At 58.2% G+C, this 25,981-nt stretch carries 16 protein-coding genes; 11 read left to right on the top strand and 5 right to left on the bottom strand.

Features of this window, described 5'->3' with window-relative positions:
* Window positions 1–13: 13 nt before the first annotated feature.
* From C1722_RS15865 to C1722_RS15835, 7 genes are all read left to right on the top strand, one after another.
* Entirely contained in the window at window positions 14–874 is an 861-nt protein-coding gene (locus C1722_RS15865) for a sulfite exporter TauE/SafE family protein (protein WP_102380296.1), read from the top strand.
* A 48-nt stretch (window positions 875–922) separates the two neighbouring features.
* On the top strand, window positions 923–2,266 hold the full coding sequence (locus tag C1722_RS15860; RefSeq protein ID WP_102380449.1) for a sensor histidine kinase: 1,344 nt from the start codon (window positions 923–925) through the stop codon (window positions 2,264–2,266).
* Between the two features lie 361 nt (window positions 2,267–2,627).
* Window positions 2,628–5,870, top strand: coding sequence for a cell wall-binding repeat-containing protein (locus tag C1722_RS15855; RefSeq protein ID WP_180995315.1), 3,243 nt, complete (start codon window positions 2,628–2,630; stop codon window positions 5,868–5,870).
* A 103-nt stretch (window positions 5,871–5,973) separates the two neighbouring features.
* A complete protein-coding gene (locus C1722_RS15850; RefSeq protein ID WP_102380294.1) occupies window positions 5,974–6,402 on the top strand; it encodes a MarR family transcriptional regulator in 429 nt (142 codons plus the stop codon).
* A gap of 11 nt (window positions 6,403–6,413) precedes the next feature.
* Entirely contained in the window at window positions 6,414–9,641 is a 3,228-nt protein-coding gene (locus C1722_RS15845; RefSeq protein WP_180995314.1) for a cell wall-binding repeat-containing protein, read from the top strand.
* 94 nt (window positions 9,642–9,735) lie between these two features.
* A complete protein-coding gene (locus C1722_RS15840) occupies window positions 9,736–12,672 on the top strand; it encodes a cell wall-binding repeat-containing protein (protein ID WP_102380292.1) in 2,937 nt (978 codons plus the stop codon).
* Window positions 12,673–12,819: 147 nt separating this feature from the next.
* Window positions 12,820–13,719, top strand: coding sequence for an acetamidase/formamidase family protein (locus tag C1722_RS15835; protein WP_102380291.1), 900 nt, complete (start codon window positions 12,820–12,822; stop codon window positions 13,717–13,719).
* 375 nt (window positions 13,720–14,094) lie between these two features.
* Here the strand turns inward: C1722_RS15835 and C1722_RS15830 are convergent, their stop codons facing one another.
* From C1722_RS15830 to nrfD, 3 genes are read right to left on the bottom strand one after another with little or no spacing between them, the layout of a single operon-like run.
* Entirely contained in the window at window positions 14,095–15,063 is a 969-nt protein-coding gene (locus tag C1722_RS15830) for a slipin family protein (protein ID WP_244902613.1), read from the bottom strand.
* Window positions 15,053–15,499: a GntR family transcriptional regulator gene (locus C1722_RS15825; RefSeq protein WP_244387371.1), complete on the bottom strand. Its 447-nt coding sequence runs from the start codon at window positions 15,497–15,499 to the stop codon at window positions 15,053–15,055. The genes C1722_RS15830 and C1722_RS15825 overlap by 11 nt, the downstream gene beginning before the upstream one ends.
* A 48-nt stretch (window positions 15,500–15,547) precedes the next feature.
* Window positions 15,548–16,486, bottom strand: a complete 939-nt coding sequence (gene nrfD, locus C1722_RS15820; RefSeq protein WP_102380288.1) for an NrfD/PsrC family molybdoenzyme membrane anchor subunit — start codon at window positions 16,484–16,486, stop codon at window positions 15,548–15,550.
* A 167-nt stretch (window positions 16,487–16,653) separates the two neighbouring features.
* Between nrfD and C1722_RS15815 the strand changes: the two genes are divergently transcribed.
* The 4 genes from C1722_RS15815 to C1722_RS15800 all read left to right on the top strand — a co-directional run bounded on the left by C1722_RS15815 (window position 16,654) and on the right by C1722_RS15800 (window position 21,825).
* Window positions 16,654–19,383, top strand: a complete 2,730-nt coding sequence (locus C1722_RS15815; RefSeq protein ID WP_180995313.1) for a molybdopterin-dependent oxidoreductase — start codon at window positions 16,654–16,656, stop codon at window positions 19,381–19,383.
* A 3-nt stretch (window positions 19,384–19,386) separates the two neighbouring features.
* Window positions 19,387–19,965 (top strand): 4Fe-4S dicluster domain-containing protein, encoded by a 579-nt coding sequence (locus C1722_RS15810; RefSeq protein WP_102380286.1) that lies wholly within the window; start codon window positions 19,387–19,389, stop codon window positions 19,963–19,965.
* Entirely contained in the window at window positions 19,962–20,825 is an 864-nt protein-coding gene (locus tag C1722_RS15805; RefSeq protein WP_102380285.1) for a TorD/DmsD family molecular chaperone, read from the top strand. Before C1722_RS15810 ends, C1722_RS15805 begins: the two co-directional genes overlap by 4 nt.
* A gap of 286 nt (window positions 20,826–21,111) precedes the next feature.
* Window positions 21,112–21,825, top strand: coding sequence for a LytR/AlgR family response regulator transcription factor (locus tag C1722_RS15800; protein WP_102380284.1), 714 nt, complete (start codon window positions 21,112–21,114; stop codon window positions 21,823–21,825).
* Window positions 21,826–21,938: 113 nt separating this feature from the next.
* Here the strand turns inward: C1722_RS15800 and C1722_RS15795 are convergent, their stop codons facing one another.
* Entirely contained in the window at window positions 21,939–25,013 is a 3,075-nt protein-coding gene (locus C1722_RS15795) for a mechanosensitive ion channel domain-containing protein (protein ID WP_102380283.1), read from the bottom strand.
* A 14-nt stretch (window positions 25,014–25,027) separates the two neighbouring features.
* A complete protein-coding gene (locus C1722_RS15790; RefSeq protein WP_102380282.1) occupies window positions 25,028–25,858 on the bottom strand; it encodes a transporter substrate-binding domain-containing protein in 831 nt (276 codons plus the stop codon).
* Window positions 25,859–25,981: the final 123 nt, after the last annotated feature.

Here is a 25,981-nt window from a genome sequence, read left to right as displayed (position 1 = left end):
AAGCGATTGATCGATGGACGTCTTTGTAGCATATATTGCTCCGGTGCTTGTGGGCATCGGTATCGGCATCCTGTCGGGTATGCTCGGCATCGGGGGCGGCACCGTCATGGTGCCGATATTTCGCCTTGCGTTCGACATGAGTGCGATCATGTCGACGGCCACTTCGCTCTTCACCATTATCCCGACCTCCATTTCGGGGGCGGTGTCCCACATCCGCGCTAAAACCTGCATCGTCTCGCTCGGTGTAGCCGCCGGTATCGGTGGCGCCTGCACCTCTCCGCTCGGTGTGTGGTTGGCGACTATCTCGCCCGCATGGTTGATCATGGCGGCTGCAGCGCTGATCATCGGATATTCGGCTGTCAGCATGCTGCGCAAGGCTTTCAAGACGAAGCCCGCGAAGGCGGCGGCGAGCGGAGCGGCCGTGCCAGAAACGTCGAGCACCCCGAACGTCGCACAGCCCAGCGTGTCCGATGAGCAAAACGCGAGCGTTAAGCTTTCCCGCAAGCAGCTGCTCATCGGTGCGTGCATCGGACTTGGTGCGGGCCTTGCTTCGGGATACGTTGGCGTGGGCGGCGGGTTCATCATGGTTCCGCTCATGCTTTCGCTTATCGGCATCCCCATGAAGAAAGCCTCGGGCACTTCGCTGATCGCCGTGATGATTCTCGCAATCCCTGGCGTTATCGAGCAAGGTTTGCTCGGCAACATCAACTACACGGCAGGCATTATGGTGGCGGTCGGCTCCATTCCCGGTGCGGTTATCGGAGCGCGGCTTGTGCGCAAGGTGCCAGAGCGTATACTGAGGTTCATCTTCGGCGGCTTCCTGATCGTGGCGGCGATTCTGCTTGTTTTGAACGAAACGGGCGTCATCGCATAAACGGCCTCGGAGGCCAATGGCAAGCACAACGCGGAGGAGATGCGCCTCATGGCCCAACCTAAGAAAACCGACAAGAATCGGCAATCGTCGACGCTGCCCCGCTTCTTCACCCTCGAAATGCTCATGTTCACGTTCGTGGTGCTGTCGGGCTTCATTCTGCTGTACTCGATCGCCATGCCCAACAAGAACATCGGCATTATGGTGGGTGCGGGCATCGTGTTCACGTTCTCGCTCGTTGTGGTTATCCGCTTGCTCATGGATCCCGATAACGTGCGGGCTCGGCAGTCGGACGCCATGCTCAAGCTGGCCAGCCAGACGCTAGCGTGCATGAAGGAGGGGCTGAACAAGTCGTCGGCGCAGAAGGTGTGCCGTCTGCTTTTGCCCTCGACGGCAGCGATAGCCGTTGCCATCACCGATAAGGATCAGATACTCGGGTACGCGGGCGTCGAAGAGGACCGCAACCCCACTGGCAGCGAAATCCGCACGCATGCCACCCACGCAACGCTGCAAGACGGGCGTATGCGCATTCTGCTGACCACCGAGGACATCGGGTTTCCTACGGAAACGAGCATCAAAGCGGCTATCATCGTTCCGCTTGCGATGGGCGGCCACGTGGAGGGTACGCTCAAGTTCTACTACCGCCGTCCCCATCACATCAGCGAGACGCAGAAGTCGATCGCCGAGGGATTCGGCAAGCTGCTTTCGACGCAGATGGCCGCCGCCGCCCTCGAGCAGCAGACCAAGCTCGCGACAAGCATGGAGCTTAAGGCGCTGCAAAGCCAGATCAACCCTCATTTCCTTTTCAACACCATCAACACGATCGCTTCGCTTATCAGGACGAACCCCGAGAAAGCCCGCATCCTGCTCCGTGAGTTCGCGGTGTTCTACCGCCGCACGCTTGAAGATTCGGCCGAGCTGATCCTATTTGCTCGCGAACTCGAACAGACGCTGCGGTACTTCTCGTTCGAGGTGGCGCGTTTCGGCGAGGATCGCGTTTCGATCGATGTCGACGTCGAGCCCGAGGTCGAGGATATGATGGTGCCGCCGTTTTTGATCCAGCCCTTAGTGGAGAACGCGGTGCGTCATGCCATGCCGTCGGAGGGAATGCTCGAGATCGAAGTGAGCGGTGTGCGCGAAGGCGACGATGTGCACGTGCGCGTGAGGGACAACGGCGTAGGCATGACCGAAGAGGCGCGACAGAACATCCTCCACCCGCAATCGTCGAAGGGGCTCGGCATCGCCGTCAAGAACGTGAACGACCGCATCCGCGGGTACTTCGGGCCCGGCACTCATATGGAAATCGAGAGCGAACTGGGCAAGGGAACCGTGGTAACGCTTGTGCTCAAGAACGGAGCGATTCGCGATTTTCCTTCGATTGAGGAGACCCGCTAGGAAGCGGTTGCTTGACGTCGGACTGCCTGCAAGCTGATCATCAGGATAAACGAATGCAAAGCGGCTCGGGTATAAGGCCGTTTTGTGTTTTGATCCACCACATCCGCAAAAAACTTAACTAATTATATAAAAGTTCTTGCATTCTTACCTGAAAATAGGTAATTTATTAATCAATTGAGCCGGAACCCAGAAAGGATTCACTATGGCGAAATCTATGCAACAGCGTGGCATGGCTGTCGTGCTTGCAGCATGTCTCGCTCTGCAACTGGGGGGGGTAGTAATTTCTCCGCCTTCCGCTAGTGCAGAAGACGACCCAAGCGCGCACCTGCTAGCAAGCTATTCCGATCGGTCGGAATCCCGATTGTCGACCGATCAGTACAACGATCTTTTGACTCCGGCCAAGTTCGGTAAACTCTCCGGTGGAATCGAGATAGAGATTCCCGGATGGGGCGGCGAAGAGGTTAGCGTCGGCTTTTCCGAGGCCGTTAATACAACTTCTTACATAGCTCCCCTCGCGGCAACCCAGGTTTCCACCGAGGCGGGGTTGCAGGCGGCCCTTTCGGCACAGGAGCCGGAAATCGAGATAACCGCCGGCTTTCCCATCACATCCACCAACACCATACAAGCGAATTACGACGTGCTTATCTTCAGCGATGAGGCGAGCCCCGTAACGCTTACGCGCGATTCAGGATTCAAGGGCGCGTTCTTCCTGACCACTGGCGGCGGCAAGATCACGCTGCAGAACATCGTACTCGACGGCGGCGGCGATGCCATTGCGGGCGTTACCGGATCGCTCGTCGAGGCGAACGATCAGGGCACAATCACCCTCAATACCGGTGCGGTGCTGCGCAACAACGTGAAGTCCGCAGGCAACGGCGGCGGCCTCAACGCAATCGTCAACTCGACGGTCTACATCAACGAGGGGTCGGTTGTCGAGTACAACAAGACTCCTGGTGAAAACCACGGTATTGGCGGCGGCGTGTACGTGAGCCAGTCGTATCCCTACAACGACGCCTCGAAGCTGTTTGTTTCGGGCGGTACGATCCAGTACAACGAAGCCAAGGGCGGCGGCGGTGGCCTGGCAACCGGCTCGACCGTTGTCGAGGTGCAGATGACGGGCGGCGATATCGTCTACAACAAATCGACCCCCGACTATCTTGGCGGCGGCGTGTGCACAACCGGTTTCTTCGAGTTTTCCGGCGGTTCCATCTCCCATAACATCGGTACGCGCGGCGGTGGCGGCGTCTATGTCAGCAGCGGCGAGTTCACGATGACCGGGGGAGAGATATCCGAAAACGAAGCCATCATCGGATCCGGATGGGGCGGCGGCATCTGGCAGGGCGCAGGTGGCTACACGCAGATCCTCGGCGGTTCCATCTCTGATAATAAGGCGAAGTACGGCGGCGGCATCTACCATGAATACTATGAGCCCTATAATGCGAAAACCGGTATCGTGATCTCAGGCAACGCGGTCATCAGCGGAAACAGTGCCACCACGACGGGCGGCGGCGTAGCCATTCTCATGCCCGATAGGAGTGCTACGCATCAGCGCGTCTTCGAGCTTTCCGGCAACGCGAAGATCACCGGCAACACCTCGAAAGATGTGGGCGGTCTTTCCATCCAGGCTGAGAATGCGAACGTGAATGCGCTCATCACCCTCGGTGGCGACGCGGAGGTTTCCGGAAACACTGCAAGCGGGCAGGCCGGAGGCATCTACCTGTGCGGTGTCGATGCAGAAATAACCGACGCGTTCACCGTATCGGGCAACACGGCGAAGTACGGCGGCGGCATCCGGCTCATGCCGTTCAGCTCCTCGCTGTCCACTGTGCTGAAACTCAGCGACGACGTGACCGTATCGGGCAACACCGCAGAGCTCGGCGGCGGCGTGTGCCTGTCGAGTGGCGTTTCGCTCGAAACGGCCGACAGCGTTGCTATCGACGGCAACTTCGGCGATCTGGGAGCCGGCCTGTTCTTGCTCGGCAGCACGGCTACCGTCGGCGGTGCGAGTACCATCGACGGCAACAATGCGAATCTGACCGGAGGCAGCACGGCGAACAACGCGGCCGGCGGCATCTACCTCACGCAGACGACCGCTGGCGATACGTCGACGGTGAACCTGATCGATACCGCATCGGTGTCCGACAACGATGCGGTCAATGAAACAGGCGGCATCATCATCGACAAGGGCGGCATTCTGAACGTCTCCGATTCCGTAACGATTCTCGGAAACGGTTTGGCGGGCGGGTCGTCCGGCATCGCCGTATATCCGAACTCGACGCTCAACGTATGGGATACGCCGCAGATCGGCGCATCCGACACCGATAACGGCGTGTTTCTTGCATCGGGCATGTCGGCTACGGTTCCTGCGGGTAAAGATTTGCTTGCGGGTGCTCGCATCAATTTCGAAGGTCTCGAAGACGGTGCAGCCGAAGGTGCGCTCGTTGCCAAGCGTGCCGACGCATCGGCGGCGGTTACCGACGAATCGGCCTTCATGGCTTGGACGGCTGGAACCTATTCTGTCGTTCGCAATGCATCGAACACGTCCGAATATGTGCTTGAAGCCAAAACGGATGTCGATGTTCTCACGATTGCACGGCTTTTCGGTTCCGAGCGCTATGAAACTGCAAGGCAGGTGGCAAATTACGAGCGCGATATCTCGATGGAGGATGTGTTGATCGTCGCATCGGGGCATAACTACAACTTCCCCGATGCCCTTGCGGCCAGTTCGCTTTCGGGAGCAAATGGCAATGCGCCCATTCTGCTTACCGATCCAAGTGCGCTGCCCGCGTCAACGCGCACGCTTATCGGGCAAGCAGCTTCGGCGACGAAGGTATACATCATCGGCGATACGCCTTCTGTTTCATCTGCCGTAGAGGCTGAGATTGCCTCGGTGCTCCCTTCGGCGCAAATCGTTCGACTTGCCGGGGAGACGCGCATGCGCACCGCAGAGCTCATTTTTGATGAGATCGGGACGAAGGCGTCGAAAACGGCCATTATCGCACGTTCGATGGATTTCCCGGATTCGCTGTCTGCGTCTTCGTGGGCGGCTTACACGGTAAGCCCCATCTTCTTGACCGACTTCGCGGAGACGGGACTTGCGCAGACTACTATTGAGGCGCTTGCTTCAGGTGGCTTTGAGCGAATCGTTGTGATGGGCAGCGAGCTTTCAGTGCCCGCCTCGGTGGTCAACCAGGCACTTGCCGCAACAGGCCTTGCTGATGTTGATGTTGTTCGCCTTGGAGGCGCTGATCGCGTGGAGACCTCAGCTCTATTCGCCGAGTGGGCAACTGATTCAGCACGTGGTGCCGAGGCCCTCTCCTACGATAACCTTGCACTTACTCGAGCCGACTCGCACTCAGATGCGCTTGCTGGTGGTGCGCTGCAAGGCATGCACGGATCGGTGATTCTTCTTACTTGGACCGATCGGGTTCACCCCGCTGTTCTCTCAGCGATTCAGGCCGCCGAGTCTTCGGTTTCGGAAGTTCGATTCTTCGGTGACGAGAAATCGGTTGCCGTACCCACCATGCGCGCATATGTAAACGCCATTCAGTTCGATGAACCTTCTTGGAAGCCCGATGATTCGGTGGCTTTCGATCTCAGTTAGAAACAGACTGGCAAGGCGCAAACCGCTTACATATCCCGCCCGACTACGGTTGGGCGGGAATGGACGAAGCACTTTTGAAAAACAGTAGTGATTGGAGCTCGCAATGGACGAATTGCTCGCTCTGAAAGCCGACATCGATGCGATGCTCAGAGCAAAATACGGCCACTTAACAGGACGAGAGTATCTCATCCTCATTGCCGTCGCGGCTCGTAAAGGGCATGCGACCCTCACCGACATCGCGCGCGCAAACCGGTGTTCCACGCAAGCAACGCGAGCGTTTGTCGAACGGCTTGAAGAGAAGGACTACCTCGTGGTGTCCGATCCGGACATCGGCGACAAGCGCACGATCGATATCGCGCTCACCGAAACAGGCGAGCAGCTCATTGAAAGCTGCCCGATCGATCTTGGAACGAGAAAACGACTGGTTGATCTACCTCCTGAAGCACTCAACGCGGTGTCGACGGCGGTTGAACTGTTCAGCGAATGGGGTTCGGTCGACGAACCCGAGCAACGGGCGTTTGGCTATTTCTGAAAGGAAACTCTATGATCAAATCGATAAAGGCGCGGGGGATGGCGGTGCTGCTCGCTGTTTCCCTCGTGCCGTTCACAGGAGCCGGGCAGGCGTTCGCCTCGCCAGGCGGCGAATCACCTGGATTGGACGCGGCCTTTCCAGCAGAGGTCGAGCCCATACATCTCGATATCCCCGAAATCGAGCGGCCTTTCGACGGACCGATCCAATATGTAGCCGACGAGTCCGCGCAAGCGGTCGAGCCGAGCGTCGAGGCCTTATCGGCCGACGAGGGCGGCATCGAGCTTTTGAGCGCTGTCACCACGTTCAGCGATCTTAAAGCTGCCATCGCGGCGGCACCCGACGGGGGCACCGTCGAGGTGGGGGCTGATATCGAGGTTGAGGGCCTGATCACTCTAGCGGTTAACAAAACCGTCACGCTCACAAGCGAGGCGGGCGGCACCTACACGTTGAGCCGCAGCGCCACGGTTCCATACCTGAGCGATCTGTTCCAGGTATCCGGAGGTGCGAAGCTCGTGCTGACCGACATCGTCATCGACGGCGGCGGTGCGGCCATAACCGAAGTGACGGGCTCGCTTATCAGGCTGGGCGCAGACGGCCACCTCGAGGTGAACGACGGGGCTGTGCTGCAAAACAACATCATCGATATGGCCAGCTCGACCGGTTACAACCTGCGTTACAACGGCGCTGCCGTGAACGCGGTCGGCGAAGGCGCCACGATGGCGTTCAACGACGGGTGCCTGATCGACGGCAATTCGGCGCCAGTGCAGGAGGGGGATAGCGGTCACGGCGGTGCGGTTTCCGGATCGCATCATTTCGAGGGCGCTCCCTCGATTGAGATCACCGTGAACGGTGGGACGTTCTCGAACAACTCTGCAGGTTCGGGCGGTGCGTTCTGCGTCGGTCGCAACTCGACGCTGACCGTCAACGATGGCGAGTTCCTCAACAACACCGATCTGAACTACTTTGGCGGCGCGATCTGGTCTGCCGGTGTGCTGAACATCTACGGCGGTACGTTCGACGGCAACGTGGGCAGTCGCGGCGGCGGCGCTGTCAGCTACATGGGCGATGTCAGGTACGGCAGCTCGTTTACCATGACGGGGGGAGCCTTTACGAACAACACGGGAGGCGGCTTGGGCCTCGGCGGCGCCATTAACCTGTGGGGCACTGGTCCGATCAACATTACCGGCGGAACGATCGGAAGCACCGACCCTGCCGATGGAAACGCCGGCGTAGCCGGCGGCGGCATCTGCATCGTTTCAGGCAAGGGAAGCGCTCCGATCACGATCGGCGGTACAGTTAAGGTTCTCGGCAACTCCGCATCCGATGTGGGGGGCGGCATCGCCTACACGACGAGCGATAACAACGAGGACAACGGAACGCTGACGCTGTCGGGAGATCTCGAGGTTGCGTACAATCATGGCAACCAGGTTGGCGGCGTGTACATCAACAACGGCGATGAAAAGGGCGCTGCCATTATGGACGCAGACATTCTCGGCAACGTGGAAATCCACGACAATAAAACCGATACTGACTGCGGCGGTCTGTACATGTCCGGCTTCGACGGAACCGTCTCCGGCAATGTTTCGATTGCCGACAATGTGGCGGCCAACATCGGCGGCGGCGTGATCCTTACGCAACGAATCGGCATAACCACCAGCAGCTTCACCTTCTCTGATGATGTGGAGATATCGGGCAACGAAGCGTTCGTCGCCGGTGGCATCATCCTTTCGGGCGGTTGCGGAGCGACGTTTGCCGATGATGCTTCGATAACCGACAATTCGGTTACGGGTATCAGCGGCGGTGTGCACATTGCCGTGAACGCCACGCTCACCATGAAAGACCGGTCCGTCATATCGGGCAACACCGCGGCCGTCCTCGGAAGCGGCGTGATCGTATTTGCGCCTTCGACACTCAACGTGCAGGACGCCACGCAGATCGGAACGTCGGACACCGACAACGGGATCTACTTCGACTCGAAGACTCACGCTACCATTCTCGCAGGCGAGAACCTGCTCGCTGGTGCACGAATCAACGTCGAGGGTCTCGAGGACGGTGCGGCGGTCGGATCGCTTATCGCCAAACGCGCCGACGGCACGACGGCGGTTACCGACGAGTCGATCTACATGGAATGGACCCCGGGCGGGCTCTCTGTTGTTCGCGATTCGGCTACTCCGTCCCAGTACGTGCTCGATGAGGCGCCTCCTGCAGGTAAGGCGCTTTCTATCGCGCGTCTCTACGGTGCCGACCGCTATACGACCGGCAAGCAAGTTGCCACGTATGGACGTGATATCTCAACTGAGACTACGCTCATCGTTGCTTCCGGCCACAACTACAATTTCCCCGATGCGCTTGCGGCGAGCTCCCTTTCGGGTGCCCTCGGCAACGCGCCGATCTTGATGAGCGATCCAAGTTACTTGCCTTCGGCGACGCGCGACGTGATGGCTGCGGCAACCTCGGTTTCCAAGATCTATATCATCGGCGATACCCCTTCGGTGTCGGCAAACGTTGAGGCGGAGATCGCGGCCTTGCTGCCTTCCGCTGAAATCGTTCGTCTTGCCGGTGCGACGCGTATGCAGACTGCTGAACTCGTGTACAAGGAGCTCGGGGCGTCTGCTTCCAAAACCGCTGTCATCGCCCGTTCCATGGACTTCCCTGATTCTCTCTCGGTATCGTCTTGGGCAGCACATACGCAAAGCCCGATCTTCCTGACCGATTTTGCGGAAACCGGGTTGACCCAAGGAACGCTCGATGCGCTTGCTTCGGGCGGCTTTGAGCGAATTCTCGTTCTTGGCAGCGAGCTTTCGGTGCCCGCTTCCGTTGTCGGCCAAGCGCTTGCAGCGACGGGTCTTGCCGATTCCGACGCGATCAGACTCGGCGGCATCGATCGAGTGGATACTTCGGTCAAGATCGCCGAATGGGCTACCGATCCTGCCCGTGGTGCAGAAGCTCTCTCCTACGACAACGTAGCGGTTACCCGCGCCGACTCGCACACCGACGCACTCGCTGGTGGGGCGTTGCAGGGCATGCACGGTTCGGTAATTCTGCTTACCTGGACTGACCGCACCCATCCTGGCGTACTGTCGGTTATCGGTTCAGCGGAAGACGGTATTAACGAGATCCGCTTCTTCGGTGACGAAAAGTCTGTTGCCGTCAGCACCATGCAGGCCTATGTGAAGGCAATCCAATTCGAAGATCACGCCTGGAAACCCGATAACTCGGTGGCGTTCGATTTGGGGTAGGCAAGGCGGCAGCTAACCGATAGCTGTCTGGAAGAGTCGCCCCGGGATCGGTCTCGGGGCGACTCGCATTCACGAGTTGAGAAAGGAACAAGGTATGGAATCAACACCAATGCGGAAACCGCTTGCGTTTTTCCTCGCGGCGCTCCTCGCTGTATCGCTTGTACCCTTTGCGGGCGCGGCGTATGCCGATCCTGTCGATGGGGGCGAGCGTGCCGAAGAGGTTGCTGCGGGTGAGACCGCTGCGACGACAGACGAGCTTGGGCTGGCAGCGGATGCTACAGCCGTTCCGCAGGCTCAGAGCGGTTCGAACTCCCAATCTGCCGTCGGCGATGGCATCGGCGCGCTCGCCGTGGCCGATGTTACGGTAACGAATTTCGGCGAGCTGCAGGCTGCGATCACCGCAATCACGAGCGATAGCGACCCCAAAGGCACGATCATCATCGGCCAGGACTTCGCGTTCGACAGCGCGATCGATATCGACAAGCCCTGCGAAATTCTCATCCAAGGCAACGGCAACACGCTCACGGCTGCTTCGAGCAGACACTTCCAGGTATTGTCGCTGGCCAACGTCACCATCGTCGACACCGTGCTCGACGGCGGCACCACGGCGGGCGGCATCAACCTGATCAACAAGGGTGCCCTTGCGCTCGAGCGCACGACCATGCAGAACTGCAGCGCTCCTTCGGGCCGCGACGGCGGTGCCATCAACACGTACGGCAACACGGCAGCCGATGCGGTAACGCTGACGATTAGCGACAACTGCCTGTTCAAGGATAACGTCGCCAACGCGACCAACCCCCATTCCGCCGGAGCCATCTCGCTGCGGCGCAACACGGTGTTCACGATGTCCGATACCGTCCTCGAGGGAAACACCGCGCGCGGCACGGGCGGGGCCATGCACATCATCGGCTCGTCAACCACGCAGAACGTCCAGGCGACGTTCACCAACGTGACGTTCGACGACAACGAGAGCCTCGATTCTCAGGCGGGCGGCATCGCTATCAAGGACTACGCTACCGTCGTGTTCGACAAATGCACGTTCACCAACAACAAGGCCTTGTGGAGCGGCGGGGGATTGTTCTCCGACCGCTACTGCGATATCACCATCACCGACTGCGTCTTCACCGGCAACGAATCGAGCGGATCGAACCAATCGAGCGGCGGCGGCCTCGGCTTGAGCCTGTACGACAACGCGGCAACCGCGTTCACGATGACCGGCACCCTGATCGAAGGCAATACCGCCACACGCGGCGGTGGCGTCACGTTCAGCACGTTTACCGACTACGAGATCTCGGACTGCACGATCATCGACAACACGGCGACCGACGAGGGCGGCGGCGTGTACGTGAGCAGCGCCGTTTCGGGAACGCTTCCCACTTCGGTGACCATAGCCGATTCCGAAATCAGCGGCAACACCGCAACAAACGGCGGCGGCCTGTTCGGCGGCCAGTACAAGACCTACAACTCGCAGATCAAGCTCGAAGGCACGACCGTCTCCGATAACGTGGCAACCGAAGACGGCGGCGGCGTGCACATGCAGGATGCGACGCTTGCGACGCTGCACGCCGATGCAGCGACGGTCTTCTCGGGCAACACGGCGGCTACGCTGCACGACCTGACCGATCCGGCGCTCATCGCGACGCACGGAACGAACATTCTGACCGATACGAAGTCGACGCAGTACGTGGCCTATGCGTACAACAACTACGATGTGAACCAGGTGCTCGGACCGCAAATCGTTCTCTCGACGATTGCCTACGATGCGAACGGCGGCACGGGTGGCGATTTCTCCGAAACGGTGCTCACCTCGTCGACGTATGCCGCAAAAACGGCAGCCGAGCTCGGATTCTCGAAGGGAACCGACCAGTTCCTCTACTGGACTACCACAGCTGATGCCGAAGACCCGTCGGCTCAGATCTACCGCGAGGGCGAGACGGTGGCGCTTCCGAGTGACGGTTCGGCGGTGACCCTGTACGCGCAGTGGAAGGCCGAGGATCCCACAGAAGTGCTTTCTATTGCTCGCCTGTTCGGCAACGAGCGCTACAAAACTGCACAGCAGGTGGCAACGTACGATCGGGACATTTCGACTGAGCCGGTACTTATTGTGGCTTCAGGGCACAACTACAATTTCCCCGACGCTCTCGCCGCAAGCTCTCTTTCGGGTGCTAGCGGCAACGCTCCGATTATGCTAACCGACCCAAGCTCCCTTCCATCATCGACCCGTGAAGCCCTTGTCGCGGCTACGTCGGCGTCCAAGGTGTATATCATCGGCGATACCCCTTCAGTGTCGGCGTCGGTCGAAGCTGAGATCGCACAGATTCTACCCACTGCTCAGATCGAGCGTCTTGCGGGGGCGACGCGCATGCAGACCGCCGAGCTTATTTATGGCGAAATCGAAACCCGTTCTTCCGATACGGCAATCATTGCTCGCTCTATGGATTTTCCCGATTCTCTATCGGTCTCCTCGTGGGCGGCTTATACCAACAGCCCCATCTTCCTGACCGATTTTTCCGAGCAGGGGCTTACCCAGGGCACGCTCGATGCCTTGGCGCGCGGCGGATTCACGCGGGTTCTTGTGCTCGGCAGCGAACTCTCCGTACCCGCTTCGGTTGTTGAACAGGCGATTTCGGCTTCAGGGCTTTCGGCTTCCGATGTTGTGCGTCTCGGCGGTATTGATCGCGTAGATACTTCGGTCAAGATCGCCGAATGGGCTACCGATCCATCGCGCGGAACCGAGCAGCTTTCCTATGACAAGCTGGCAATAACGCGTTCCGATTCGCATTCCGATGCGCTTGCCGGTGGAGCGTTGCAGGGCATGCACGGATCGGTGATCCTGCTCACCTCAACCGCAGTTGTTCATCCAGGCGTGCTTTCGGCTATTGCAGCTGCTGAAGCGGAAATTAACGAGATACGCTTCTTCGGCGACGAAAACGCAGTTGCCGTCGATACCATGCGTTCCTACGTGAAAGCCATTCAGTTCGACCAGCCTTCTTGGAAGCCCGACGATTCGGTTGCGTTCGATCTGAATTAACGCGAACCGCACCGAAGTTCATGCGCGTTCGATGCGCCACGCCGGATGTCGGTGTGGCGCATCGTCGCTGTGAGGGGTATGCTTGAGTCGAGCGCAGCAAACTGCGCGCTTTTCGCAGGTAGGTGTTTGATTGGAAGGACGCTGAACATGAAAGAGCTGAGCGACGAGAAGACGCTGTTTGCCTTTGCTCGGGACTTGGAGCCGGCGATGACAGTCGAATCGGGCGAAACCGTTCGTATTCGTACGAAAGATTGCTTCGGCAACCAGGTGCAGACTCCCGACGACGTGCTCGACGAGATCGATTGGGATGCGATCAACCCCGCAACGGGCCCGATCTACGTACGGGGCGCGAAGCCGGGCGGCGCTCTCAAGGTCGAAATCCTCAATATCGAACTCGATGCTCAGACCTCGTCGTGCACGGGCAAAGACGAGGGCGTGTGCGGCGATAGGTTCGATGCGTGGAGCACGCGCTTGTGCGCCATCGAAGGCGATAAGCTCATCTGGAACGATAGGCTTTCCATTCCGCTCAATCCCATGATCGGCGTGATCGGCGTGGCGCCCGCGGGCGAACCGGTCAACTGCGGCACACCCGGCACGCATGGCGGCAACATGGACAACACCGCCATCACCACGGGAGCGACGTTGTATTTTCCCGTGGCGGCAGAAGGCGCGCTGTTCGGTTGCGGCGACATGCACGCCGCCATGGGCGACGGCGAGATCAGCGTATCGGGCGCCGAGGTTGCCGGATGGGCGACCGTGCGGCTGACGGCGCTGCCTGCCATGCGGGTGAAAAACCCGCTGATCGAAAACGAGACCCATGTGGGCGTGATCGCTTCGGCGGAAACGCTCGACGAGGCCGCATCGATCGCGGTGCACGACATGGTGCGCATGGTAAGCGAAGCGACGAATACCGCAGAAGACGAACTCGTCATGCTGTTCTCGCTCACGGCTGACGTGCAAGTGTGTCAGATGGTCGACCCCGAGAAGACCGTGCGCTTCATGGTGCCGAAATACGTGCTCGACGCATACAGCTTCGAGCTTTCGTAAGCTTGCCTGCTGTCTTCGGGTGCCGACGGCGGCATGCGCGCAGGGCGTCGAAAGCGGTTCGGAGGCGAGCGGCAAGGTGTCGGATCGTGTCAGAAAAATACAGTAATTCGTCGCTCGGAGCACCCAGAGCCGCGAAACCGAGGGTATCCGCCCCGAAGCTTTGGAACCGTCCCAGATCAGTGGCATGGCCTCGGAATCGGCTATAGAGCGGATGTCGAACGACGACGAATTACTTCGTTTTTTTGCCAACTTTCTGCTAGCTGCGGGCGGTTCCATCATGAACCCACGCCGGCGCGCCCGCCGTTTTATCGCTGCGCTGCTGTCGGCGTACCTCTCGCGCCGCCGCCGGCTTCCGGCGGATCGAAGTGGGCGGGGTTACGTGCCGGCGATCTTCCCCAGCGCCTCTGCGCTGTCGTCGGTGAAACCTTCCGCGTAGGCGCTCGGGACTACAACGGCACCCTTCGACTCTTTGATGCCCTCGTTCAAGAGGTGCATCTGCCGTAGTTTGAGCGCTATCTCGTCGTTCCGGTAGATGTCGCTTGCGTTGTGCAGCATGGCGGCGATGTCCTCCTCGACCTCAGCAAGCATGACGCGGGCGTCTTTTTCGCGCTCGGCGCGGGCTTCGGCCGACATGGCTTCTTGCAGCTCTTTCGGGATGACGATGTCGCGGATTTCCACGAATAGGATTGAAACGCCCCAGATGCTTGTCTTGTCTTCGATCGAGGCCTTCAGCTCCTCGTCGAGCTGAATGCGGTGAATGGCAACATCGGTAACGTTCTTGCGGCCGATAGCGTCGCGCAAGGCTGCCTGCGCGGCAAGCGCTACGGAGTCGTAGTAATCCTCGACCTCCATGCAGGCCTTTTCGGCATCCCACACCATCCAGAATACGGCAGCGTCCACGTTGACGGGAACGAGGTCGGCCGTGAGGGTTTCTTCGGCGCTGAAGCCGGTGAGCATGACGCGCTGGTCGGCGCGCAGCGCTATGTGCTCGATGAAGGGAATGGTCCAGTAGAGTCCTGGGCCGACGGTTCGGTTGAATTTTCCCAGCCGTAAGATCACGACCTTCTCCCATTGCGGCGCAATGCGAATGGAGAACACGGCCAGCACGGCGAGGGCGATGGCGAGCGCAACGATCCAGATGTTGATACCGCCGAGGGCATAGGCTCCGAAAGCTCCTACGGCGAGTGCAACGACCACGAAGAGAAACGCGGAGAAAATGATGCCGGCGTTTTCGTCGGTATGGCGGGTTTTGGGCGAATTGTAATTCTCTATCTGCAAAGGTTCCTGGCGCTCGATGCGACGTGAGCCCATCGGCGCCGCGCTCTTCTGTCTGTTACCCCTCATCGGTGTACTCCATTCTCTCCTCTTGCGCTGCTGCGGTCTTGTCCGCCATGTCCTGCGCGATACTGGAGAATCGCGCTCTGATGTCTTCGTAGGTGAGTCCGAGTGCCCGATACTGGCGTATACAGTCTTCGAGCTGCACATCGACGGCGATTTCTGCGGGTTCGGCTTCGCCGGGGATGTTCTTCTGGACGTACATACCGCGACCCCGAACGGAAACGATCAGGTTCTCAAGCTCGAGATCGCGATATGCTTTGGTCACGGTGTTGTAGTTGATCTTGGCATCGGCTGCCAGACTGCGCACGCTTGGCAGTTGCTCTCCGGGTTTGAAATATCCGGTTCGAACGAGGTAGGCGAAACGATTCCGAAGCTGCACCCAGATGGGCAGATCGGACGTTTCATCTACGACGAAAAGGCTCGGTTGTTTCTCAGCGGTCAAAATGGTACTGGCTCCTTTCGCGCTGCGTTGCTCGATGCGGCGCTTTCATCAGTGCACCCCGCATATGACCACGCAGTAGCGCAAACAGAAACTGCCGATAAGGCAGATGACGTCGGATACGGGGATGGTGCGGCAGTCTTTGTGCATGAGCGAGTTCAGCTCGAGTGCGAACGGCACGAGTATGCCCATGCCGATTACGCCGACAACGGCGGTTGACAGCATGGCGGGATCCATGAGCAGCTCGACCGAGTTTGCCGCTGCCGGTTTAGCGAGGGTGGCATGGACGAAGAACGCAAGCGAGATGCCTTCGAGTACAAGGCAGGTTAAGTGTGCTTTCTGCAGAGGTCTCGCCGCGCGCAGGAGCAGCGTTTGACCCTGGATGAAGTAGTCGATTAAAAGTACGACCGATACGCCCGACGAAAGGGCGGAGAAGAAAAACAGGGCAACGAGCGACCACTCGTGCCAGAGGGGAACAGCAGCCTGACTTGCCAGGAGCACACCTGTATATCCCATTACAGCGATAGAGCAGATCGCGCAGAGAGCTTCGAGCACGCGCTTTACTCGTCCATCGAGGAAGGGAATCTTGAACACATTGGCAAGCGCGAGGAGCAATCCCAGGATGGCCTCGACGGCAAGCGCGTAAGCGCCGAATGTCATGGGTGTCGGTCGGGGGCGAAAAAAGAGCAGAAGCGCACGATCGGGATATTGCAGATCGAACACGAGGCAGGCAAGCGAAACCGCGAGCATGATAAGGCTGATGGTGTATACGCGCCCCTTAAGCGCTTTGAATGCAGTGCGAAGGCGCATGTGGTGGCGTGCGGCGGTGTCGGAACGATAGAATCCGAGGCTCCAGGCGGACATGACGAAGAACGCGCCAGCGGATGCCCCGCCGAGGAACAGGTATGCAATCACCAGGGAACCGAAGAAGGATGTTTCCATGAGGTGCTCGGGTACTCCTGTTCTCAGCGTCTTATGAACTTCTCCCATTATCAGTCATTTCGAGCCAAAGTGGAATACCCATTGACTGAATTGGTGAATCGGTATAGTATGACACCATGTCGGGTAGAGCCATGCACCGAGCACGTTCCTGCAGGCTTGCTGATGGGCAAACGGACTCGTACCCGCTACTATGGAACCAAGGCAAAGGGGGATTTATGTCTTTACTGGATGGAAGTATCCGCCGCCGCGATTTTCTCAAGGGCGGTGCCGCTGCTACGGCAGCCGTCGCAGCGATGGGCCTTATCGGTTGTGCGCCGAACGGAGGCAGCGAAGCGGGTGCCAAAGAAACCGACGCCGATGGAATGAACCCGCATGTCGTGGAATCGGATACGGCGATTCTTGGCGACGAAGGCTCATGGGTAACGGTTGAGTGCTGGGCGAACTGCGGAGGCCGCTGCGTCAACAAAGCGTTTGTCAAAGACGGCGTTGTGCTGCGCCAGAAAACAAACGACGATCAAGAAGATACGCTTGAAACGCCGCAGCAGCGTTCGTGCCCGCGCGGCCATTCGTTGCGCCAGCACGTGTTCAACGCCAACCGTTTGAAGTATCCCATGAAGCGCAAAAGCTGGCAGCCGGGCGGCGGAGAAAACGCCCATGGCGACTTGCGCGGCGAAGAAGGATGGGAGCGCATCAGCTGGGAAGAAGCGCTCGGATACGTTGCCGAGGAACTGAAGCGCGTCTATGCCGATTACGGACCTCGTTCGGTTGTGTGCATGGGAACGGAGTGGCAGGTATTGAACCTGCTCGGGGGCAGAGTCGAGTGGAACAGCACCGAATCGTACGGCAATTGGTATCTGGCACCGATCCAAATGGGCACCACCGTTGGCAATGGCTTTCCCGATGCGCTGCTCATCAACGACCGTCTCGATATGCTCAACGCCGATACTATCGTGCTGTACGGCATCAACCCCGCTTGGCACAACGGGGGCAATCCTTCGTACTACTATCGCCTTGCCAAAGAAAACGGGACGGAATTCGTATTCGTGGGGCCCGACTACAATGTATCCGCTGCCATGCTGGACGCTCGCTGGATTCGCGTGCGGCCCGGTACCGATACGGCATTTCTTCTGGCAGTCGCTTACGAGATGCTGCGACTCGACGAATCGGGCGAAAGTATTGTCGATTGGGATTTCCTGCACACGTACTGCGTCGGGTTCGATGCAGAATCCATGCCTGAAGGCGCTGCTTTGGATGAGAATTTCAGGGAATACGTGCTCGGTACGTATGATGGGCAGCCGAAGACGCCCGAGTGGGCGACCGAGATCTGCGGAACGCCGGTAGAGGATATCACCTGGTATGCGCAGAAGGTCGGAAAGCAGGACAACGTGACGCTGCTTCACAGCTACGCGCCGTCTCGGTATAAAGGCACGATCGATTTGCCGCAATTGTTCATGACTGTGGCCTGCATGGGAGGTCATCTGGGACGTCCTGGCAACGCATGCGGGAGCGTGTTCAATACCGAATCGGCCAACGGCGGTCCTCGCCTTGTCAAGCTGGGAAATCCGAGCAAAAGCGCTACGGTCCCCAATCCGCTCGAGCGACCAGAGATTTGCAAACCGGAAATCTGGAGGAGCCTCGATGAGGGCGTGTACTACAATCGCGGCGGCTACCGCAAGGGCCCGATCGATAACAATTTTCTTCCTCAGGAAGAGATCCGGTTTGACCCGAAAATCATCGTGAACGATTTCCATAATCCTCTTCAAGCGACCGAGGACATCAATCGCGGCATCAAAGTCTTCAAGAAGATGGACATGGTGGTTGACGTTCACTACCGCTATACGCTGACAAGCCAGTACGCCGACATTCTTTTGCCGTGCACGACGCCGTGGGAAGGCAGCCTCGATAAGAGCAAGGGCGAATTGGATGTTGCTACGACAAGCACGATGCGTCTTTCGCGTTTCCAGTGCAGTCGCGATATGATCCTTGTGACGCAGCCCATCATTGCGCCTATGTACGAAGCGAAGAACGAGACGTGGATCTTCAGCGAGCTTGCGAAACTACTCGATCTCGATCCGAGCGAGCTGTATCCGATCAGCGACATCCAGTCCTATTACGACAAGATCGCCGGAGCCGAGGTGATCGATGTCGACGGAGTCACCTACAAGACGCTCGTTACGATCACCCAAGACGATATCGATGCATGGGATGTGGAAGGCGAGCCGCAGGAAGGCGTGATCTCCCTGCAAGATCTCCTCAAGCAGGGCATGTACATTGTGCCGCGCGAACAGGGCGACAACCTCGGCTATATCGGCTATAAGGATTTCATCGACGATCCCGAGGCTAATCCGCGAGGATCCGCAAGCGGCAAGATGGAGATCTATTGCCAGGCGAAAGCCGATAGCATCAATGGAATCGGGTATGCTCAAGAAGAACTCAAGCCGTATCCGACGTATCATCCTTCGACTTACGAAAACAGTTTTTCCAATTGGGAGGCCAAGGAGAGCGGAACCTATCCGTTCCTTATGTACCAACCTCATTATCTCAGGCGAGCCCACACAAACTACGACGAGAACGTGTGGACTCAAGAAGCGTTCCAAAATCCTGTGTTCATCAGCGCGGAGGATGCCGCTGCCAAGGGGATCGAAACCGGAGATACGGTGCTGGTGTTCAACGATGCCGGCAAGGTTCTCCGCCAAGCGAGTGTAACCAACCTCATCATGCCGGGTGGTATAGCTATGCCTCATGGGCCGCGGACGTATCTCGATCCCGAAACGGGCATCGATTTCGGCGGCAACGAGAACATGTTGGTTGATGCGAACACGCAAGACGAGTTCTTCCCCCATATGAACGGCTATAACAGCTGTCTTGTCGATTTTGAAAAATACGACGGCGAGCCGTTGCCAGCTGATTGCATGAGGGAACCTGTTCTTTGGACGGAGGAGTAGATCATGAGCGAAGGCTTTTATTTTGATCAGACCCGCTGCATCGGGTGCCGTGTCTGCCAAGTGGCATGCAAGGATCGCTTGGGTCTCGAGCAGGCTGGACCGCAGACGAGGAGGGTGGTAACGTTCGAGGCGGGTGCGTATCCCTCTGCTACGATGTACCACACTTCGGTGTCGTGCAACCACTGCGAGAATCCTGCGTGTGTTGCAAACTGCCCGACGGGAGCCATGTATAAAAGTGCCGACGGGATTGTACTACATGATGACGACGTGTGCATCGGCTGCAAAACCTGCATGTCGTCGTGCCCTTACGGTGCGCCGCAATATTCTGAAGAAAAGGACCTGATCATCAAATGCGATAGCTGCAAAGCACTTCGGGAGGCCGGTATGAATCCCGTCTGCGTCGACGCTTGCATGACTCGCGCGCTCGATTTCGGCGATACGGACGAATTGAAATCGAAGTACGGGAGCGATCTGGTGAGCGAGTTGCCGTGCCTTGGTGGTGCGGATATTACAGCTCCGAATCTTCTTATAAAACCATCCGACGCTGCGATGGGGGAAGATTATCGGGAGATAGTGCTATGAGCGAGAAGTCGGATTCGGCAATCGAGGAGACAGCGGTTCGCGATGAGCTGCTGTCCCTCGAGGCTCTGCTGGTAAGCAGATGCTATTTGTTCGCCTTGTTTCATAAGGCTTTCGGAGGAGAGCCGAATTCGCTGCTTTTGGAGTCGATGGCTTCGACGATAACCGTTGATGTAGTCAACGAGTACGCGCATGCAGACGAAACAATGGGAAAACTCGAGGTTTTTATCAGCGGCCTTTCCGATAGGGCGAGGGATGCTTCGTTTCTCGATGAGGCATTTACGGAATATGCGCTCTTTTTCGAGGGGCCTGCCGATCTTCCGGCCTATCCGTGGGAGGCTCCCTACATCAGCCACGATGCAACTGTCTTTCAGAAAAGCACGCTGACGATTCGGGAGGCGTACCGATCATACGGTCTTCAGGTAAAGCTGTTCCAGCACGTACCCGACGATCACGTTTCGACCATGTGCGCGTTTATGGGCCATCTGGCGGATCGATCGCTGACCGCTTTTCGGGATAGGCGCTTCGGCGATCTCGGCGTTTTGCTGGGGGATCAGTACAGGTTCGTTCGAGACCATTTGAACAACTGGATTCCCGAATACGCAAAGCTCGCTCGCAACGCGAAGACGGCTTGCTTGTATCCGCAGCTCATCCAAGGGATGCAGGCTTTTGCCCGGTTGGATGAGGTTTTTTTGGCAGAAACCCTTGTTTGGCTCGGCGGCTCTTCCGCCGAAGCTGCTGTTGCTTGCAACATGTCTTATGAAGCGCCCTCGGCGTTCGCGGCGGTTGAAAACATCCTCGCTCGGTTGAACGAAATCAGGCTTGTCGGCATCGAAGAAAACGAACTCGTCGAGGTAGCCTAGATACTGAGGTGTTCGCTGGCTTGGCGATGATGCCCGGGAGGCGGTCGGTGTGCGTTGCATGGCCGACCGCCTCTGGTGTTTGCAAGGGCGTTTTGGTGCTAATCGACGCCACTGCGTGTAGCACGACTTCGCGGCAGTCGCCCAATCGCCACCGGCCTGTTTCCCTCCGCTTACCGCCCGCCTCATTCCCGATTCTTCGCGTTGCGCGTGATTCTCATGTGATCGGCTCAACTTGCTCTATAATGGGACTTGTTACATCAGCCTTGCGCAGCGATTTGGAGGCCCCATGTTGAAAGCAATGATCGTAGACGACGAAGCGCCCGCGCGGTCAGAACTCAAATACCTGCTTGACGAGCTCGGCCAGACCGAAGTGGTTGCCGAGGCTGCCAGCGTGCGCGAGGCCATCGAGAAGCTCAAAGAGTATCCATGCGATGTCATGTTTCTCGACGTGAACATGCCCGAGGCCACCGGTCTGCAACTAGCCGAAGCTTTGCAGCATCTGAAGTTTCCGCCCGCCGTTGTGTTCGTAACGGCCTACAGCGAATTCGCGCTCGACGCCTTCAAGGTGAACGCGATCGATTATCTGGTGAAACCCGTTGAGACCGAGCGCCTTTCGCAGGCTATCGCTCGTGTGCGCGAACATGTTTCGCTGCACGTCAAGGCGCAGCGTTCCGAGCGCATCCCGGTTGAAAAGGGCGGCAAGAAGATTCTTATCGGCATCGACAAGATCCGCTTCGTCATGGCGCGCGACGATTACGCGTACCTGCAAACCGATACCGACCGCTATTTTTCGACGGTGAGCTTGGCTCAGCTCGAGAAGCGCTTGGACGGGCACGGGTTCTTCCGCGTGCATCGCGGCTACCTCGTGAACCTCTCGCTTGTCGAGGAGATAGAATCGGTTTCGGGCGGCACGCTGCTGCTCACGCTCGACGGCACCGATGAGAAGATCCCCGTTTCGCGCCGCCGCGTTTCCGCACTCAAGAAGGCGCTCGGGCTGTAAAAGCAAAAAGAAGTGATTGTTCGAGGGGTCGGCGTTTTTATAGCGCCGACCCCTTGTTGTTGCGCTTTTAAAGCGCCGACCCGCGCTTGCATGCGGATCGGCGCGAACGTGCGCTACCGCTCTTCGTCCTCCTCGTTGCCGAGGTCTTTTGCGGCGTTCTTCTGCTCTTCGTTGAAGAGGTCGGCTGTGCGCTTTTCGGCTTCAGTCGCCTTGCGGTACTCGACGGGTTGGTTGAGTACCACCTGCGGGTACGGAATGCTGATATCGTACTTGTCGAAGAGGAGCTTCATCTCGCGGTTCAGGTCGCGTTCGAGCTGTATGCGGTCCGATTCGTCGCACTGGACGACGATGCGGATGTTCACGCTGTTGTCGCCGAGCGAGACGACGCCCTTGTAGAACGGGCCGTCCTGGATGGCCGGCAGGCGCTTGCGGATGAAGGGGAGCTCCTGCGCGAGGATGTTCTCCACGCGTTCCAACGATTCACCGTACTCGATGCCCACGTCGCATGAAGCGTAGGACGATTGCTTGGTCATGTTGATGACGTCGCTCACGTTGCTGTTGCGGATGACCTTGATGTTCTTGGAACCGTCTTCGATCTTGGTGGTGCGCACGCCGATTTCGACAACCGTGCCGCGCCAATCGCCGACCATGATGATGTCGCCGACGCGGAACTCGCCCTCGAAGATGATGAACAGCCCCGAGAGGATGTCGGACACGAGCTCTTTCGCGCCAAAGCTGATTGCGATCGACAGGATGCCGGCTGAGGCGAGCAGCGTCGTCGTATCAACGCCGATGAGCGCCAGGCAGTAGTACAGCATGCCGATGATGGTTCCGTATTTGATGAAGCTCCCCACTAACCTGCATACGGTTTCGCCACGTGCTCCGAGTACGCCCGAAAGCAGACGCAGGAGCTTTTGGACGATGGTGGCAACGGTCATGGCCACGCAGGCAAACATGATGCAGGCGGTGATAGCGAAGATGTTCAACCCGCGCTGCCATTCGCCGCTCAAGATGTAGGAGAAGATGGAGCCGCTGCCGAAGATGCGATCCTGGAACACTACGGCTACAAATACCGCAAGCACCGATATCGCAGCGAGCCATTGGGCGACCGAGAGAATCTTCTGCTCTGCGGTTTTCTCGTTCCACTTGAACGACCTGTTGATCCAGCGGCTTGCCGCCGATTCCGTTTTGATCGTGCGCCCGCTGGGCATCTTCACGTCGATCATGCGCTGTTCGGCATCCGTCCCGTTCTTCGGCTTGCCTGCGAATGAAAACTCGCGGTCGAATGCAAGCAGCAGGAAAATGATGACGAGGCACGCAAGCGCGATGCCGCCCGTTATGAGCGTGAGGGGTACGCGCTCTTCCATGAGCTCGCCTTCGGTACCGGCAACGTAGAGATAGTAATTGTCCGTCTCGAGCGACGAGGCGTAGTATTGCTTGGAATCGATGGTTATATAATCGCAGTAGCCGTCTTTGAGCTGGGATTCGGTCATGCCGTGAGCCAAGGCTTCCTTGCCGAGCAAGCGATCGTCGGGGAAGTACGCAAAGGTGTTGTCGGCCTTGTCCACGGCGAAGGCGAATCCGTCGGTGCCCACTTTCACGCCGTCGAGGATGCTTTCGATCTGGACGCTGGCGAGCAGGTTTTCGAGGCGGGTCGGACGGATGCCGATTTGTACGAAGCCGTCGGTGCCTCCTTCGGCATCGTACAGGGCTACGCCGATGTATTGAGCCATCTCGCCTGAGATTTCATCGGCTTGGGGCTCTTGGATAACGTACTCCACGCCTTGCAGCAGCTGGCGAAACTCGTAGGATTGGTCGGTAGGATCGTCGCTCAGCACAAAGTTCGTATACGTGGAATTCGTTGCCGTCAGGGTTCCCGCCGCATCGAATACGAACACGCTCTTGATCTGAAGAACGTCTGCCAGCTCTTGCAGTTTGTCCCTGGTTGCAAGAGCGGGATTGCGCTCGATGATGTAGGCGGCCGTCTCGCATTTGCTCAGGTAACGTTCGCCGTATTGTGCGGTGAGCTCGCCTGCTCGGGCCTCTGCGCGCTGGATGGTGCCTTCGATCTCGTTGACACGCTCGTTGTTGGCGACGGATTCCGAGGAGAGTGCGAACAGGGTTTGCATATAGAAGGATATGACGAGAATGCCCAGGAATCCCACCAGCGACAGTACGGCCGCCTTCTTGCCGATGGTCTTGTTGTAGCGCAAAGGCCCGACAGGGCTGTAGTCTTCGAAATCGTGTCCTCGGCGTTCGTCTTCCTGCATTACGAAGATGCCGTACGTGATGATGATCGTCATGACCGCAAAGAACACGAAGAGGATAACGCCAACCGTCACGTTGCGCGACGCGGTCATGTCGCTTTCGGGAACCGCAGCGATGTAGTATGCATCGTCGATCTTGCTCACGCCGCAATAGAGCTTTTCGCCGTCGAGGGTCATCCAGGTGAAAGCGCCGTCTTCAAGGTCGGTCACATCGATCCCGCCGTCGAGGGCGTCGCTTCCGACGAGGTTCGACAGCGGGTGGTACTCGATCAAGTAATCGCGGCCCGACACCGCAAACATATAGCCGTGCTGGCCGATGCTGATGTTCTTGAGCACGCTTGCCGTCGATCCCGTGTCCGCGATAAGTTGGTAGAGCTCCTCGGGATTCTGCTCGATCACGACCATCGTGGAATCGTCGATGCGGGCGGCGTAGTAGCGATCCCACCAATCCTGTTCGGGCAGCTCCACTTCCACCGCGGCAGAGGGTTCGCCGTCATCGAATACGGTTCTGAGTTGGTTGAATCGGCTTGAGGAGAAGTTCTGGGGGGGGGAATTATATGCTCTGGCGACGATCGTTCCGTCGCGGTCGACGACCATGACGTTATCGACGTCGAGCAGCTCGCAATACTCCGCCATCTTCGCGTCGGTTGCTTCGAATCCGACGTTGTTGTTCGCCATGAAAGCGACGCTTTCGGCTTTCGATTGGTATATTTCGTCGTAGGTGACGGTGTTCTGCTCGGTCTCTTCGTTCGCTTCGGCAAGAAGGATTTTGAGATCGCTCGCCTCCTGCTCCATCTCGTCGGTATAGCTGTCGAGCGAGAGGCTGCTTTGCATCGTGGTAAGCGATACGGCCATGACGGCCAAGCTCGCCACTGCTACGACGATGAGGATGGCTGTTTTCACCTTGAGTTTTCTTGACATGCGATGCACCGTTCCTAATCCCATTTGTCGATCAGCGCGTCGATGGTTCCGTCATCGAGCATTGCCTGGATGGCGTCTGCGACCGGCTGGCTTAAGACAGAGCCCTTTTGCGTGGCAACGCCGTATTGCTGGTTTGCGATCTCGGTGTCGAGAAGGCTGCGATCGTCGGTGAGGTACGTTTTGGCGATGCTTCCGTCCATGCATGCCACATCGATGGTTCCCCTCTCAAGCGCCTGGCTGAGTTCCTGGTATGAGGGAATCTGCTGGAGGTAGAACGTATCGAACTGCGCGCCCGCCCCATCTTCGCTTTGGGAGACGACCTCGCCGTTGGTGAAGCCCATCTCGGTGAGCTTGATTGCGAGCTGCGGAGCGGTGTTCGATCCCGACATGGTGCCGAACGTCATGCCCTTAAGTTGATCGATATCGGTGATGAGCGAACTGTTCTCCACCATCATGATGGCGGCGTCGTTGTAGTAGGCAGGCGAGAAATCGAAATTCTCAAGACGCGTATCGGATATGGAGTAGCAGGCAACGAGGCAATCGACCTCGCCGTCGAGAAGCATCTCCTTGCGCGTCTCGGGCAAGACACTTACGAATTCGACGTCTGCGTAACCGAGCCGATCGGCCAGTTCTTCGGCGATGTCGATCTCCAAGCCGTAGTAGTTGTTCGTATCTTCGTTGAGATAGCCGAAGTTCATAACGTCGCTGCGAACGCCGACGCGCAACGTGCTGCTGCCCGAAGCGTTGGCTTTGTCGGTATTGCCGGTACAGCCGGACAGCGGTGCCAGCGCAAAAGCAAGAAGCACGGCGGCGAACACAAGCGCACCCCGTCTTACACCTCTCATGTGCAATCCTCCTGATGAACGTTATGAAGCCGCATGCATACGTCGGCTCGTCCGCTCTGATGTGCACGCTCGTATCGCTCGGGCGGCGGTATCAGGGGATTCGATGACAGACGTGCGTATGCG

Source organism: Raoultibacter timonensis (genome assembly GCF_900240215.1).
GTDB classification, from domain to species: Bacteria; Actinomycetota; Coriobacteriia; order Coriobacteriales; family Eggerthellaceae; genus Raoultibacter; species Raoultibacter timonensis.
This window is presented reverse-complemented; position numbering and strand designations above follow the sequence as displayed.